The organism is Pseudomonas sp. AFG_SD02_1510_Pfu_092 (assembly GCF_003331055.1).
Classification (GTDB): Bacteria; Pseudomonadota; Gammaproteobacteria; order Pseudomonadales; family Pseudomonadaceae; genus Aquipseudomonas.
This window is the reverse complement of record NZ_PUQD01000004.1, coordinates 35,284-49,271: the sequence shown is the minus strand read 5'-3', so window position 1 is coordinate 49,271 and position 13,988 is coordinate 35,284. Positions and strand designations below refer to the sequence as shown.

General features: G+C 64.9%; 14 protein-coding genes. 7 read left to right on the top strand and 7 right to left on the bottom strand.

Annotation, left to right across the window (positions count from 1 at the left end; genetic code table 11):
- Positions 1–2 precede the first annotated feature (2 nt).
- From ngg to C6A77_RS03260, 3 genes are all read left to right on the top strand, one after another.
- The gene (gene ngg, locus C6A77_RS03270; protein ID WP_114167990.1) at positions 3–1,748 is read left to right on the top strand and encodes an N-acetylglutaminylglutamine synthetase; all 1,746 of its coding nucleotides are present in this window, start codon (positions 3–5) and stop codon (positions 1,746–1,748) included.
- A 127-nt stretch (positions 1,749–1,875) separates the two neighbouring features.
- Positions 1,876–3,060 carry an osmoprotectant NAGGN system M42 family peptidase gene (locus tag C6A77_RS03265; RefSeq protein WP_114167989.1) on the top strand — a complete coding sequence of 395 codons (1,185 nt, stop codon included), beginning with the start codon at positions 1,876–1,878 and terminating at the stop codon, positions 3,058–3,060.
- Between the two features lie 82 nt (positions 3,061–3,142).
- The gene (locus C6A77_RS03260) at positions 3,143–3,370 is read left to right on the top strand and encodes a YheU family protein (RefSeq protein ID WP_114167988.1); all 228 of its coding nucleotides are present in this window, start codon (positions 3,143–3,145) and stop codon (positions 3,368–3,370) included.
- Between the two features lie 114 nt (positions 3,371–3,484).
- Here C6A77_RS03260 and csrA read toward each other — a convergent pair whose 3' ends face one another.
- Together csrA and C6A77_RS03250 are read right to left on the bottom strand one after the other, a co-directional pair.
- Positions 3,485–3,664: a carbon storage regulator CsrA gene (csrA, locus tag C6A77_RS03255; RefSeq protein WP_114167987.1), complete on the bottom strand. Its 180-nt coding sequence runs from the start codon at positions 3,662–3,664 to the stop codon at positions 3,485–3,487.
- A 120-nt stretch (positions 3,665–3,784) separates the two neighbouring features.
- Entirely contained in the window at positions 3,785–4,594 is an 810-nt protein-coding gene (locus C6A77_RS03250) for an SDR family oxidoreductase (RefSeq protein ID WP_114167986.1), read from the bottom strand.
- 211 nt (positions 4,595–4,805) lie between these two features.
- Between C6A77_RS03250 and C6A77_RS03245 the strand changes: the two genes are divergently transcribed.
- On the top strand, positions 4,806–4,958 hold the full coding sequence (locus C6A77_RS03245; RefSeq protein WP_003252624.1) for a DUF3309 family protein: 153 nt from the start codon (positions 4,806–4,808) through the stop codon (positions 4,956–4,958).
- A 63-nt stretch (positions 4,959–5,021) separates the two neighbouring features.
- Here C6A77_RS03245 and C6A77_RS03240 read toward each other — a convergent pair whose 3' ends face one another.
- The 3 genes from C6A77_RS03240 to C6A77_RS03230 form a co-directional block, all read right to left on the bottom strand.
- Positions 5,022–6,686, bottom strand: a complete 1,665-nt coding sequence (locus C6A77_RS03240; protein ID WP_114167985.1) for a cation acetate symporter — start codon at positions 6,684–6,686, stop codon at positions 5,022–5,024.
- Positions 6,683–6,994, bottom strand: a complete 312-nt coding sequence (locus tag C6A77_RS03235; protein WP_114167984.1) for a DUF485 domain-containing protein — start codon at positions 6,992–6,994, stop codon at positions 6,683–6,685. The genes C6A77_RS03240 and C6A77_RS03235 overlap by 4 nt, the downstream gene beginning before the upstream one ends.
- Positions 6,995–7,238: 244 nt before the next feature.
- Positions 7,239–8,099, bottom strand: a complete 861-nt coding sequence (locus C6A77_RS03230; protein ID WP_114167983.1) for a glycine betaine ABC transporter substrate-binding protein — start codon at positions 8,097–8,099, stop codon at positions 7,239–7,241.
- 196 nt (positions 8,100–8,295) lie between these two features.
- Here C6A77_RS03230 and C6A77_RS03225 point away from each other — a divergent pair, with 196 nt between their 5' ends.
- Positions 8,296–9,861 carry a beta (1-6) glucans synthase gene (locus tag C6A77_RS03225; RefSeq protein ID WP_114167982.1) on the top strand — a complete coding sequence of 522 codons (1,566 nt, stop codon included), beginning with the start codon at positions 8,296–8,298 and terminating at the stop codon, positions 9,859–9,861.
- A 155-nt stretch (positions 9,862–10,016) separates the two neighbouring features.
- Here C6A77_RS03225 and C6A77_RS03220 read toward each other — a convergent pair whose 3' ends face one another.
- A complete protein-coding gene (locus tag C6A77_RS03220) occupies positions 10,017–10,379 on the bottom strand; it encodes a hypothetical protein (RefSeq protein WP_114167981.1) in 363 nt (120 codons plus the stop codon).
- Positions 10,380–10,569: 190 nt separating this feature from the next.
- On the opposite strand from C6A77_RS03220, the gene C6A77_RS03215 reads away from it, so the two are divergent.
- Positions 10,570–11,868: a serine/threonine protein kinase gene (locus C6A77_RS03215; RefSeq protein WP_114167980.1), complete on the top strand. Its 1,299-nt coding sequence runs from the start codon at positions 10,570–10,572 to the stop codon at positions 11,866–11,868.
- Positions 11,861–12,685, top strand: a complete 825-nt coding sequence (locus C6A77_RS03210) for a VacJ family lipoprotein (protein ID WP_114167979.1) — start codon at positions 11,861–11,863, stop codon at positions 12,683–12,685. Before C6A77_RS03215 ends, C6A77_RS03210 begins: the two co-directional genes overlap by 8 nt.
- Before the next feature lie 113 nt (positions 12,686–12,798).
- Here the strand turns inward: C6A77_RS03210 and C6A77_RS03205 are convergent, their stop codons facing one another.
- The gene (locus C6A77_RS03205; protein WP_114167978.1) at positions 12,799–13,947 is read right to left on the bottom strand and encodes a patatin-like phospholipase family protein; all 1,149 of its coding nucleotides are present in this window, start codon (positions 13,945–13,947) and stop codon (positions 12,799–12,801) included.
- Positions 13,948–13,988: the final 41 nt, after the last annotated feature.

The following is a 13,988-nucleotide window of genomic DNA, read 5'->3' as shown; positions in this document are numbered from 1 at the left end:
CAATGAAAGCCCACGAAACCCCTTTTGGTCAGCGCCTGATGCGCGGCCAGGCGCCCTCCTACGAGCGCCTGCAAGCGCGCCTGGCGGGCGACGGTAGCCAGCCCCACGACCAACCGCGTGCAGTGCACTGCGGTTGGGGCCGGCTGCTGATCGGCCACACCTACGCCGACCCGGCCAAACTGGCCGAGGACCTGCTGGGCGAGTGCCCCGGCGAACGTGACATCGCGCTGTATGTGGCGGCACCGCAGCAGGTGCTGGCGCATGCACCGCAGCAACTGTTCCTCGACCCCTCCGATACCCTGCGCCTGTGGTTTACCGACTACCGCCCGGCGCAGCGGGTGTTTCGCGGCTTTCGCGTGCGCCGGGCGCAGAACCCGGCCGACTGGCACGCCATCAACACCCTGTACCAGGCGCGCGGCATGCTGCCGGTCGATGCCGAGCTGCTGACGCCGCGCCACTTGGGTGGCCCGGTGTACTGGCTGGCCGAAGACGAGGACAGCGGTGCGGTGATCGGCAGCGTGATGGGCCTGAACCATTGCAAGGCCTTCGATGACCCGGAAAACGGCAGCAGCCTGTGGTGCCTGGCGGTCGACCCGCAATGCACCCGCCCCGGCGTCGGTGAGGTGCTGGTGCGTCACCTGATCGAGCACTTCATGAGCCGTGGCCTGGCCTACCTGGACCTGTCGGTGCTGCACGACAACCGCCAGGCCAAACGCCTGTACCAGAAGCTGGGCTTTCGCAACCTGCCAACCTTCGCGGTCAAGCGCAAGAACGGCATCAACGAGCAGCTTTTTCTCGGGCCCGGGCCGCAAGCCGACCTCAACCCCTATGCGCGCATCATCGTCGATGAGGCGCTACGGCGCGGCATCGAGGTGCAGGTCGACAACGCCGCCGCCGGCTTGTTTACCCTGAGCCTGGGCGGGCGGCGCATTCGCTGCCGGGAATCGCTCAGCGACCTGACCAGTGCCGTGACCATGACCCTGTGCCAGGACAAGCGCCTGACCCAGCAGGCCCTGCATAACGCCGGCCTGCAAGTGCCGACGCAGCAACTGGCAGGCAATGCCGACGACAACCTGGCGTTTCTCGACGAGCACGGCGCGGTGGTGGTCAAGCCGGTCGATGGTGAACAAGGCCAGGGCGTGGCGGTGAACCTGACTTGCATCGACGAGATCACCCGCGCCGTGGCCCATGCCCGGCAGTTCGACAGCCGGGTGTTGCTGGAAAGCTTCCATGCCGGGTACGACCTGCGCGTCGTAGTGATCGGCTATGAGGTGGTGGCCGCCGCCATCCGCCACCCGGCCCAGGTGGTAGGCGACGGCACGCACAGCATCCGCCAGCTGATCGACGCCCAGAGCCGCCGGCGCCAGGCGGCAACCGGCGGCGAAAGCCGCATTCCGCTGGACGATGAAACCGAGCGTACCCTGGGTGCGGCGGGCTTTGCCTATGACGATGTGCTGCCTGCCGGCCAGCGCCTGGCCGTACGGCGCACCGCCAACCTGCACACCGGCGGCACCCTGGAGGATGTGACCGAACGCCTGCACCCGGTGCTGGCCGACGCAGCCGTGCGCGCTGCGCGGGCGCTGGAGATTCCGGTGGTGGGGCTGGACTTCATCGTGCCGGATGCCGGGCAGCCGCAGTACGTGATCATCGAAGCCAACGAACGCGCCGGCTTGGCCAACCACGAACCGCAGCCGACCGCGGAGCGGTTCATCGACCTGCTGTTTCCGCATAGTCGGCCTTTGACCTGACCGCTGAGAGCCTCTTCGCGGGCATGCCCGCTCCCACAGGTTTGCCACCTTTCTTGAGACTTGTGGGGTCCCTGTGGGAGCGGGCGCGCCCGCGAAGAAGTCAACGCAATTGCCAAAAGGAGTACTCATGTCCGAACGACTCCCCGAACCCGATCTCGACTACCTCAAGCGCGTGCTGCTGGAAATGCTCGCCATCCCCAGCCCCACCGGTTTCACCGACACCATCGTGCGCTATGTGGCCGAACGCCTGGAAGAACTGGGCATCCCCTTCGAGCTGACCCGCCGCGGCACCATCCGCGCCACCCTCAAAGGCCGCCAGACCTCGCCTGACCGCGCCGTGTCCGCCCACCTCGACACTATCGGCGCCAGCGTGCGCCAGTTGCAGGACAATGGCCGTCTGGCCCTGGCGCCGGTCGGCTGCTGGTCCAGCCGCTTCGCCGAAGGCAGCCGGGTCAGCGTGTTCACCGACACCGGCGTATTCCGTGGCAGCGTGCTGCCGCTGATGGCCAGCGGGCATGCCTTCAACACCGCCATCGACCAGATGCCGATCAGCTGGGAGCACGTCGAGGTTCGCCTGGACGCCTACTGCGCCACTCGCGCCGATTGCGAGGCGCTGGGCGTGAGCATTGGTGATTTCGTGGCCTTCGACCCACTGCCCGAGTTCACCGAAAGCGGCCACATCAGCGCCCGTCACCTGGACGACAAGGCCGGCGTGGCAGCGTTGCTGGCGGCGCTGAAAGCGGTGGTGGAAAGTGGCCGCCAGCCGCTGATCGACTGCCACCCGCTGTTTACCATCACCGAAGAAACCGGCTCCGGTGCAGCCGGTGCCCTGCCCTGGGACGTCAGCGAGTTCGTCGGCATCGACATCGCCCCGGTGGCGCCCGGGCAGGCTTCCAGCGAGCATGCGGTGAGCGTGGCCATGCAGGACTCGTCGGGGCCCTACGACTACCACCTGTCCCGGCACCTGTTGAAGCTGGCCGGCGACCACGACCTGCCGGTACGCCGCGATCTGTTCCGCTACTACTTCAGCGATGCCCATTCGGCGGTGACGGCGGGGCACGATATTCGTACCGCGCTGGTGGCGTTTGGGTGCGATGCCACCCATGGTTACGAGCGCACCCACATCGACAGCCTGGCGGCGCTGAGCCGCTTGTTGTCGGCCTACCTGCTGAGCCCGCCGGTGTTCGCCAGCGACTCGCAGCCGGCCAATGCCTCGTTGGAACGCTTCAGCCACCAGCTGGAACACGATGCGCAGATGGAGAGCGATACGCGGGTGCCGGCGGTGGACAGCCTGGTCGGCAACAAGGCTTGAGGCCCTTGGGGCTGCCAAGCAGCCCCAAAATGCCGAAGGTTTCGCGTAGCATGGCCACACCGACACCTAGACCACACCTGACATGCTGATCCCCTACGAGCAACTGCAAGCCGAAACCCTGACCCGCCTGATCGAAGACTTCGTCACCCGCGACGGTACCGACAACGGCGACGACACCCCGCTGGAAACCCGTGTACTGCGGGTGCGCCAGGCATTGGCCAAAGGCCAGGCGTTCATCCTGTTCGAGCCGGAGAGCCAGCAGTGCCAGCTGTTGGCCAGGCATGATGTGCCGCGCGAGTTGCTCGACTAGCCGGGCCGGCCTCTTCGCGGGTGAACCCGCTCCCACAGGGATCGCACCGCTCTCGAGGACTGTGCCGTACCTGTGGGAGCGGGTTCACCCGCGAAGAGGCCGTTGCAGGCGACATCAGACCTTGTTTTGCTCGGCCTCCTTGATCCGCTTGTACACCTCGGCCCGATGCACCGGCACCTCACGCGGGGCATCCACGCCAAAACGCACCACCCCGTCCCGGGCTTCCACCACCATGAGCCGAATGTCATCGCCAATCATGATGACTTCCCCTACTTCGCGCCCTATTACCAACATGCTCCGATCCTCCAGCGAAAGGGAAAACCGGAGCCTGCCTTGATGGCATTCGGCTACTCAATAGCTCCGCCGCGATTCAGAAGCGCCCTACACCACTCAGTAATTTTCCTTACAGATTGTTCACCGCGAATGGGCCTTGGCGCGCATTTTCGCCGCCATTTCGGCCATCTCGTCATAGAGCCGCTCGGGGGCCTGGCGTTTCACCTGCCAAGCCTGGCGCCCGGCCTCGTGCGGCAGAATCAGGAACTCACCGGCCGCCACCTGCCGATGGATGTACTCAGCGATTTCCACCGCGCTGATCGGCGATCCTTCCAACAGTTTGCCTACCTGCGCCTTCATCGCCGGGTTCGGCCCGCGGAACGAGTCCAGCAGGTTGGTCTGGAAGAACGACGGGCATACCACGTGCACCGCCACCTGCAGCTGGCGCAGTTCCACCAGCAGGCTTTCCGACAGGGCCAGCACGCCGGCCTTGGCCACGTTGTAGTTGCTCATGCCCGGGCCCTGCATCAGCGCGGCCATGGAGGCGATATTGATGATCCGCCCCTTGCTGCGCTCCAGCAGCGGCAGGAACGCCTTGCACCCCTTGACCACGCCCATGAGGTTGACCGCGATCTGCCAGTCCCAGTCCTCCAGCGAGAGCTCGGCGAAGAAGCCGCCCGAGGCGACCCCGGCATTGTTGACGATCACGTCAATGCCGCCGAACTGCTCGGCGCAGGCCTGAGCCAGCGCGGTGAGCTGGCTGTAGTCGCGCACATCGCAGCGCTGGACGAAGCCATCGCCCCCCGCCGCGCGCACCTGCTCCAGGGTTTCGCGCAGGCCGGCTTCGTTGACATCGGCCAGCGCCAGGCGCCAGCCCTCACGCGCCCAGCGCAGGGCGATTTCGCGACCGAGGCCGGACCCGGCGCCGGTGATCATGATGCGGTTTTGCATGGTGGCTGGCCTTGTGCTGATGACTGTTGAGCGCAGTCTAAACAAGGGCCTGCGCGACGGCAGGGTTAATCAGGGCAGTGAATGAGCGGGCATGACCCTGTGGATAGCCTGCGCATACAAAAATGGAATCTTTCACAAGCGGCGCCGGTCCCATTTTACAAGAGGCCAGCAGTCCGAGGCCCTTGACCTTCAACCACGCAAGGACTCCGTCATGACCACGATTCTCATCATCATCCTGATCCTTTTGCTGATTGGTGGCTTACCGGTCTTCCCGCACTCACGCAGCTGGGGCTACGGCCCGTCCGGCATCATCGGCGTGGTGCTGGTCATTCTGCTGGTGTTGTTGTTGCTAGGCATGATCTAGCGGCAACACCATGAAAAAACCGCGCCTAGGCGCGGTTTTTTCATTACGGCAAGACCGCAAGGATCAGTGCGAAACAGCCCCCGAAGCCCCCAGGCCAGTCTGCGAACGCACGAACTGCGGGAAGAACAGTGCACGTTCGTCTTCAGCAGCCTTGGACTTGTCGGTGACCGAGAAGAACCAGATGCTGACGAAGGCAATGGCCATAGAGAACAGAGCCGGGTACTCGTACGGGTAGATCGCTTTCTCGTGACCGAGGATCTGCACCCAGATGGTCGGGCCGAGGACCATCAGCGTCACCGCGCTCACCAGGCCCAGCCAGCCGCCGATCATGGCGCCACGGGTGGTCAGCTTCTTCCAGTACATGGAAAGCAGCAGTACCGGGAAGTTGCAGCTGGCGGCGATGGAGAATGCCAGGCCGACCATGAAGGCGATGTTCTGCTTCTCGAACAGGATGCCCAGGCCGATCGCCAGCACGCCCAGGGCGACGGTGGTGATCTTCGACACGCGGATCTCGTCCTTGTCGTTGGCCTTGCCCTTGCGCCAGACGCTGGCGTACAGGTCGTGCGACACCGCCGAGGCACCCGCCAGGGTCAGGCCGGCAACCACCGCCAGGATGGTGGCGAAGGCCACCGCCGAGATGAAGCCGAGGAACACGCTGCCACCCACGGCGTTGGCCAGGTGCACCGCTGCCATGTTGTTGCCGCCCAGCAGGGCGCCCGCGGCGTCCTTGAACTCCGGGTTGGTGCTGACCAGCAGGATGGCGCCAAAGCCGATGATGAAGGTGAGGATGTAGAAGTAGCCGATGAAGCCGGTGGCGTACAGCACGCTCTTGCGCGCTTCCTTGGCGTCACTGACGGTGAAGAAGCGCATCAGGATGTGCGGCAGGCCAGCGGTACCGAACATCAGCGCCAGGCCCAGCGAGAACGCCGAGATCGGGTCCTTGACCAGGCCGCCCGGGCTCATGATCGCCTCGCCCTTGGCGTGTACCTTGATCGCTTCGGAGAACAAGGTGTTGAAGTCGAAGCCGACGTGCTTCATCACCATCAGCGCCATGAAGCTGGCACCCGACAGCAACAGCACGGCCTTGATGATCTGCACCCAGGTGGTGGCGAGCATGCCGCCGAACAGCACGTACAGGCACATAAGGATGCCCACCAGGATCACCGCCACGTGGTAGTCCAGGCCGAACAGCAGCTCGATCAGCTTGCCGGCACCGACCATCTGCGCGATCAGGTAGAACGCCACCACCACCAGCGAACCCGAGGCCGACAGGGTGCGGATCTCCTTCTGCCCAAGGCGGTACGAGGCCACGTCGGCGAAGGTGTACTTGCCCAGGTTGCGCAGGCGTTCGGCAATCAGGAAGAGGATGATCGGCCAGCCGACCAGGAAGCCGATCGAGTAGATCAGGCCATCGTAGCCAGAGGTGAACACCAGCGCGGAAATACCCAGGAACGAGGCGGCCGACATGTAGTCACCGGCGATCGCCAGGCCGTTCTGGAAGCCGGTGATCTTGCCACCGGCGGCGTAGTAATCGGACGCCGACTTGTTGCGCTTGGAGGCCCAGTAGGTGATACCGAGGGTGAAGGCGACGAACGCCACGAACATGGCGATCGCAGAAACGTTCAGCGGCTGCTTCTGCACCTCGCCGGTCAGGGCATCGGCGGCCCACACGGCGGGTGCGAAGGCTCCGCAGGCCAGTACGGCCAGGGCTTTGGCGTGGCGAATCATTGTTGCGCCTCCTTCAGGATGGCCTTGTTCAGCTCATCGAATTCGCCGTTGGCGCGGCGTACGTAGATGGCGGTCAGGACGAATGCCGAGATGATCAGGCCGACGCCCAGGGGAATGCCCCAGGTAATCGACGACTCAGGGCTGAGCTTGGCGCCCAGTACTTGAGGACCGTAGGCGATCAGGAGGATGAAGGCGCAGTACAGGCCGAGCATGATCGCCGAGAGAATCCAGGCGAACCGTTCGCGTTTGGTGACCAGCTCCTTGAAACGGGGGCTGTTTTGTATCGAGAGGTAAATGCTGTCGTTCATTGTTTTTGTCCTAGCAGCACAGATAGGGGATGGAACCCACGACCCTTACTTTATGCGGCTATGCAACGCCAACCAGACGACCTTAGTCTTAGATGCAACGGTGTTTTACCGGTTGCGTAACAAAGTGATGGCCCATTCGCGGGCACGCCCGCTCCCACAGGGGTTATCAGTAAGCCTGAAGGCAGTGATATCCCTGTGGGAGCGGGCAAGCCCGCGAAGCAGCAGAACCGGCCCTGACGGGTAGTTACTTGCCAGTCCACTCCTTCACGCGCTCAGGGTGCTTGGCCACCCAGTCCTTGGCCGCCGCTTCAGGCTTGGCGCCTTCCTGAATCGCCAGCATCACCTCGCCGATCTCGTCCTTCGACTGCCAGTTGAACTTCTTCAGGAACTCCGCCACTTCCGGCGCCTTGCTCGCCAGTTCCTTGCTGCCGATGCTGTTCACGGTTTCTGCCGCGCCATACACGCCTTTCGGGTCTTCGAGGAACTTCAGCTTCCACTTGGCGAACATCCAGTGCGGTACCCAGCCGGTCACCGCGATCGACTGCTGTTTGGCATAGGCACGGCCCAGTTCGGCAGTCATCGCCGCGCCGGAACTGGCCTGCAGCTTGTAACCGGTCAGCTCGTAGTCCTTGATGGCTTGCTCGGTTTTCAGCATGACGCCGGAGCCGGCGTCGATGCCGACGATCTTCTGCTTGAAGGTGTCGTCGGTCTTGAGGTCGGCGATGCTCACCGCCTTGACGTATTCGGGGACGATCAGGCCGATCTTGGCGTCCTTGAAGTTGGGGCCGTAATCGACCACGTTGTCCTTGTTCTTGGCCCAGTATTCACCATGGGTCACCGGCAACCAGGCCGACAACATGGCATCGAGCTTGCCGGTCGCCACGCCCTGCCACATGATCCCGGTGGCCACCGCCTGCAACTTCACGTCATAGCCGAGTTTCTGCTTGATCACTTCGGCGGCCACGTTGGTGGTCGCCACACTGTCGGCCCAGCCATCCACGTAACCGATGCTGACTTCTTTGGCCATTGCCTGTGCTGCGCTCATTCCCAGTACCACGGCAGTGCCCACGCCCAGGAAACGTCGCATTTTTTTCAAAGTTGCCATCAAAGCATCCCCTCGTCAGGTCTTGGAGATTGCATCATCTTCCTGCAACACGTGGCGACCTGATCCAGCTGCGACCTGTACCGCACCATAGGCGACAGCACTATGCCATTAGCGCCATCGGCCCGCGCCGACCTGCGCGATCCTTGCATGCCAAAGGTTTGGCGCCGGGCTACTATCTATCCTTTTGCGCCTGACGATGGACCGCCCGATGCCCAGTTCCACCCGCCTGCTGTTGCCGTTGTACCTGCTTGCCTGCCTGCTTGCCCTGCTCGGGCTTGCAGGGCTCTGGTACGGGCTCGGCCAGCCGGTACAGCTGCCCGACGCGGCCAGCCCGACGCACAAGCTGCAATGCGCCTCGTACACGCCGTTCGACAAGGACCAGTCGCCCTACGACCAGCCGTTTCGCCTGCGCCCGGCACGCATGGACGCCGACCTGGCCCTGCTGGCTGCGCGCTTCCAGTGCATCCGCACCTATTCCATGACCGGTCTCGAGGCGATCCCGGCGCTGGCGCGCAAGCATGGCCTGAAGGTGATGCTCGGTGCCTGGGTCAACGCCCACCCCGCCGACACCGACCGGGAAATCGACCTGCTGATCGCCGCCGCCAATGCCAACCCTGACGTGGTCAGCGCGGTGATCGTCGGCAACGAGACGCTGCTGCGCAAGGAAATGACCGGCGCGCATCTGGCCGGGCTGATTGCCCGGGTGAAAAGCCAGGTCAAGGTGCCAGTCACCTACGCCGATGTCTGGGAGTTCTGGCTGCAGCACCCGCAAGTGGCGCCGGCGGTGGACTTCCTGACCATCCACCTGCTGCCCTACTGGGAGGACGACCCGCGCGGCATCGACCAGGCCCTGGCCCACGTTGCCGATGTGCGCCGGGTGTTCGGCACGCGCTTCGCGCCCAAGGACATCCTGATCGGCGAAACCGGCTGGCCCAGCGAAGGCCGCCAGCGCGAGACCGCCAAGCCCAGCCGGGTCAACGAGGCGCGGTTCATTCGTGGCTTTGTCGCCCTGGCCGAGCGCAACGGCTGGCACTACAACCTGATCGAGGCGTTCGACCAGCCCTGGAAGCGCGCCAACGAGGGCGCGGTCGGCGGTTACTGGGGGCTTTACGATGCCGATCGCCAGGACAAGGGCGTGCTCGAAGGGCCGGTAAGCAACCTGCCGCACTGGCCGCAATGGTTGTTCGCCAGTGCTGTGCTGATGGCGCTGATGCTGCTGCTTGCCGGGCGCCCCGCGACCACCACGGCGGCCTTGCTGCTGCCGCTGCTGGCGGCGTTCGGTGCCGGCTGCCTAGGGCTGTGGGGCGAGCTGATGCGGACCCATGCACGGTTTGCCGGGGAATGGTTGTGGGCGCTGCTGCTGGCGGCGCTGAACCTGCTGGTGCTGGCCCACGCGGTGTTGGCCCTGGCGCGGCGCACGGGCTGGCGCGAGCGGCTGTTCGCCTGGCTGCAGGCGCGGGCCGGCTGGCTGTTGCTGGCAGCCGGCTTTGCTGCGGCGGTGAGCATGCTGGCGATGGTGTTCGACCCGCGTTATCGCAGCTTCCCGACTGCGGCGCTGGCGTTGCCGGCGCTGGTGTATGCGCTGTGGCCGGTGCGTGCGCGACGGGCGGAAGTGGCGTTGCTGGCGTTCATGGTCGGGGCCGGGGTGGCGCCGCAGTTGTTTGTCGAAGGGCTGCAGAACCAGCAGGCCTGGGGCTGGGCGGCGGTCAGCGGGTTGATGACCGTGGCGTTGTGGCGGAGCTTGCGCTTGCGACCGGCTTGATGCCCTTGGGGCCGCTGCGCGCGCCCATCGCCGGCAAGGCGGCTCTCACACCGACCGCGTCGCCTTTCAGATTTGAGCAAGACGGCCCTAGGCTGATGCGGTCGGTGTGGGAGCTGGCTTGCCGGCGATGGGCCGCACAGCGGCCCCTGTCGAGTTCACTGCGGTTGCCTGACCAGCCGCAACCCCGCCAGCACCAGCGCGAACACCGCAATGCTGGCGGTATACAGCACCAGCGCCGGCACCGCGAACACCAGCGCCAACAACGCCAGCCACCAGCCGCCCCGCGCGGCCACCAGCTGCGCCAGCAGCGCCAGCCCCAGCCCGCTCCAGGCCAGCACCTGGTAGTGAATGCCCAAGCCCAGCAGCGCGCGCACCTCACACTGCCAGTACGCCGCCGGCACGCTGCACAAGCCCACCCACTGGCCATCTTCCATCAGCCCGTAGCGCACGCCATAACTGGCGGCCAGCCACAGTCCCAGAACCAGTACCAGCAGCGCAGCCGGCAACGAACGAGACATCCAGTTCTCCAATAGCGGTAATCGAAAGCATCCATGATCGCTGAAGCGTTGTTGTAAGGCAAAATCAGCGCTCTGCAGCTATGTTGCAGATAACAAGCACACAAAAGGCCACCACACCCGGCAACTTTGCCCAGGCCGCCGTGGTCCTAGCCTGCACACCGCTCGACCTTGCGTTCTTTTGGGGGATTACATGCTTCGATCTTTGCGCCTCGCTGCCCTGCTCGGCGGCCTGCTCATGGCTGTGGCCGCTTCTGCGCGGGATATCGACGCCGCGAGCTATGGCTACCCCTTGACCAACCCGTTCGAGGCGACCATCGCCACCACGCCGCCGGACCAGCGCCCGACCTTGCCCGGCGACGACGAAATCAGCCAGTCCGACTACAGCCTCAACCTGCGCCCGGACCGTGAATTCACCCTGCCCGACAACTTCTGGGCGGTGAAAAAACTCAAGTACCGCCTGGCCCGCCAGGACCGCGAGGCGCCGCTGATCTTCATCATTGCCGGCACCGGCGCGCCCTACAGCAGCAGCATCAACGAATACCTGAAAAAGCTGTTCTACCAGGCCGGCTTCCATGTGGTGCAACTGTCGTCACCCACCAGCTACGACTTCATGAGCGCCGCCTCACGCTTCGCCACCCCCGGCGTCAGCCAGGAAGACGCCGAAGACATGTACCGGGTGATGCAGGCCGTGCGTGCCCAGCACCCGCGTCTGCCAGTCAGCGAGTTCTACCTCACCGGCTACAGCCTGGGGGCCCTCGACGCGGCGTTCGTCAGCCACCTGGACGAAACCCGCCGCAGCTTCAACTTCAAGCGCGTGCTGCTGCTGAACCCGCCGGTCAACCTGTACACCTCGATCAACAACCTCGACAAGCTGGTGCAGACCCAGGTCAAGGGCATCGACCGCAGCACCACCTTTTACGAACTGATGCTGACCAAGCTGACCCGCTACTTCCAGGAAAAGGGCTACATCGACCTCAATGAGGCGCTGCTGTACGACTTCCAGCAGTCGCGCCAGCACCTGTCCAACGAACAGATGGCCATGCTGATCGGCACCTCGTTCCGCTTCTCTGCGGCCGATATCGCCTTTACCTCCGACCTGATCAACCGCCGCGGCCTGATCATTCCGCCGAAATACCCGATCACCGAAAGCAGCAGCCTCACGCCGTTCTTCAAGCGTGCCTTGCAGTGCGACTTCGACTGCTACATGACCGAACAGGTCATCCCCATGTGGCGCGCCCGCACCGACGGCAACAGCATCCTGCAGCTGGTCAACCAGGTCAGCCTGTACGCGCTGGAGGACTACCTGCGCAGCAGCGACAAGATCGCCGTGATGCACAACGCCGACGACGTCATCCTCGGCCCGGGGGATATCGGTTTTCTGCGCAAGGTGTTCGGTGACCGCCTGACCCTTTACCCTCACGGCGGCCATTGCGGCAACCTCAACTACCGCGTCAACAGTGACGCCATGCTGGAGTTCTTCCGTGGTTAACAAACTCCTCTTCGCCACTGCCCTGTTCGCCAGCGGCCATGCCCTGGCCGCCGAAACCGCAGCGCGGGCCAGCGTGGTCGAGGCCGACCCGCAAGTGGTCGCAACGCCGCTGGCGCCCGAGGCGGATGGCTTCATCGACCCGCTGCGCGAGCTGAAATTCAACCCTGGGCTGGACCAGCGCGAGTTCGAGCGCTCCACCCTGGAAGCGCTGAACGTGTACGACCCGCTGGAGTCGATCAACCGGCGTGTCTACCACTTCAACTACCGCCTGGACCAATGGGTGCTGCTGCCGCTGGTAAGCGGCTACCAGTACGTCACCCCGCGCTTCGTGCGCACCGGGGTGAGCAACTTCTTCAACAACCTGGGCGATGTGCCGAACCTGTTCAACAGCGTCTTGCAGCTGAAGGCCAAGCGTTCGGCGGAGATCACCGCACGGCTGATGTTCAACACCATCATCGGCGTGGGTGGGCTGTGGGACCCGGCGACCAAGATGGGCCTGCCACGCCAGAGCGAGGATTTCGGCCAGACCCTGGGCTTCTACGGCGTACCGGACGGGCCGTACCTGATGCTGCCGGTGCTGGGGCCGTCGAACCTGCGCGACACCACCGGGCTGGTGGTGGACTATGCCGGCGAACAGGCGATCAACTACCTGAACGTGGCCGAAGCCAGCACCGATCACCCGGAAATCTTTGCCCTGCGCGTAGTCGACAAGCGCTACACCACCAACTTCCGTTACGGCCAGCTGAATTCGCCGTTCGAGTACGAGAAGGTGCGCTATGTGTATACCCAGGCGCGCAAGTTGCAGATAGCCGAGTAAGCAGGTCTGGCCTCTTCGCGGGCTTGCCCGCTCCCACAGGATCACCACAGGTCTGGACATTGTGGGGTTCTGTGGGAGCTGGCTTGCCGGCGATAAGGCCAGCACAGGCAACATCAAATCCCCAGAAACTGGCACAGCTCGCGCTTCTTGGCCAAGGCATCGCGCCGCCCCAGCTCGATCAGCTCGCTGCAATAACTCGCTTCGAACAGCAGATAGCTCAACACCCCCGCCCCGCTGGTGCGCGTCGCCCCCGGCCCGCGCAGGAACAGGCGCAACGCCGCCGGCAATTCGCGCCGGTGCCGTGCGGCAATCTCGTCCAGCGGCTGGCTGGGCGCCACCACCAGCACCTCGATGGGCGCCAGCCCCAGGCTCCGGGCATCCAGGTGTGGCGGCAACAGGTGGCTCAGGTGGTTGAGCCGCTGCAGCAACTCGATGTCGTCTTCCAGGCTGTCGATGAACGTGCTGTTGAGCATGTGCCCGCCGATCTGCGCCAGGCTCGGCTGCTGCCCGCTGAACACGCGCTGGGCCGGCAACGGCGGCGCCGGCCGCTGCGGGTTGCCGCTGACCCCGACCACCAGCACGCGGCTGGCGCCCAGGTGCAGCGCCGGGCTGATCGGCGCCGACTGGCGCACCGCGCCATCCCCGAAATATTCGTCGCCCAGCCGCACCGGGGCAAACAGCAACGGGATCGCCGCGCTGGCCAGCAGATGCTCGATGGTCAACGGCGTGGGCATGCCGATGCGACGGTGGCGCAACCAGGCGTCAATGGTGCCGCGCCCCTGGTAGAAGGTTACCGCCTGGCCGGACTCGTAGCCGAACGCCGTGACTGCAACCGCACGCAGTTGTTCGGCGGCCAGGGCGTGCGCGATGCCGTCCAGCTTCAGGTGCGCTTGCAGCAGGCCGCGCAACGGGCTGCTGTCGAGCAATGCCACCGGCGCCGGGCTGCCCACGCCCAACAGGTTGTGGCCGACGAAGCGGCAGGCCTGGCGAACCACGCCGGGCCAGTCGCTGCGGATGACCAGGTGGCTGCGAACGTTCTGCCAGAAGGCCGTGAGCCGTTGCACGGCATCGTTGAAGTGGGCCGCGCCACTGGCCAGGGTGACGGCGTTGATGGCGCCGGCGGAGGTACCGACGATGACCGGAAACGGGTTGTGCGCGCCGGCGGGCAGCAGCTCGGCAATGCCGGCCAGCACACCGACCTGATAGGCGGCGCGGGCGCCGCCGCCAGAAAGGATGAGACCGGTTACCGGGGGTGGGGCCATGGGGTCCTTCCTGGATCAGCTGTTTTCAGGCCCGGCCTGTT

What these genes read in the sequence shown, in the direction of transcription:
- C6A77_RS03215 (WP_114167980.1), top strand. Translation starts at nt 10,570, where the DNA reads ATGCTTCGATCTTTGCGCCTCGCTGCCCTGCTCGGCGGCCTGCTCATG.
- C6A77_RS03220 (WP_114167981.1), bottom strand. Translation starts at nt 10,379, where the DNA reads ATGTCTCGTTCGTTGCCGGCTGCGCTGCTGGTACTGGTTCTGGGACTG.
- C6A77_RS03230 (WP_114167983.1), bottom strand. Translation starts at nt 8,099, where the DNA reads ATGGCAACTTTGAAAAAAATGCGACGTTTCCTGGGCGTGGGCACTGCC.
- C6A77_RS03265 (WP_114167989.1), top strand. Translation starts at nt 1,876, where the DNA reads ATGTCCGAACGACTCCCCGAACCCGATCTCGACTACCTCAAGCGCGTG.
- csrA (WP_114167987.1), bottom strand. Translation starts at nt 3,664, where the DNA reads ATGTTGGTAATAGGGCGCGAAGTAGGGGAAGTCATCATGATTGGCGAT.
- C6A77_RS03260 (WP_114167988.1), top strand. Translation starts at nt 3,143, where the DNA reads ATGCTGATCCCCTACGAGCAACTGCAAGCCGAAACCCTGACCCGCCTG.
- C6A77_RS03240 (WP_114167985.1), bottom strand. Translation starts at nt 6,686, where the DNA reads ATGATTCGCCACGCCAAAGCCCTGGCCGTACTGGCCTGCGGAGCCTTC.
- ngg (WP_114167990.1), top strand. Translation starts at nt 3, where the DNA reads ATGAAAGCCCACGAAACCCCTTTTGGTCAGCGCCTGATGCGCGGCCAG.
- C6A77_RS03205 (WP_114167978.1), bottom strand. Translation starts at nt 13,947, where the DNA reads ATGGCCCCACCCCCGGTAACCGGTCTCATCCTTTCTGGCGGCGGCGCC.
- C6A77_RS03245 (WP_003252624.1), top strand. Translation starts at nt 4,806, where the DNA reads ATGACCACGATTCTCATCATCATCCTGATCCTTTTGCTGATTGGTGGC.
- C6A77_RS03235 (WP_114167984.1), bottom strand. Translation starts at nt 6,994, where the DNA reads ATGAACGACAGCATTTACCTCTCGATACAAAACAGCCCCCGTTTCAAG.
- C6A77_RS03225 (WP_114167982.1), top strand. Translation starts at nt 8,296, where the DNA reads ATGGACCGCCCGATGCCCAGTTCCACCCGCCTGCTGTTGCCGTTGTAC.
- C6A77_RS03250 (WP_114167986.1), bottom strand. Translation starts at nt 4,594, where the DNA reads ATGCAAAACCGCATCATGATCACCGGCGCCGGGTCCGGCCTCGGTCGC.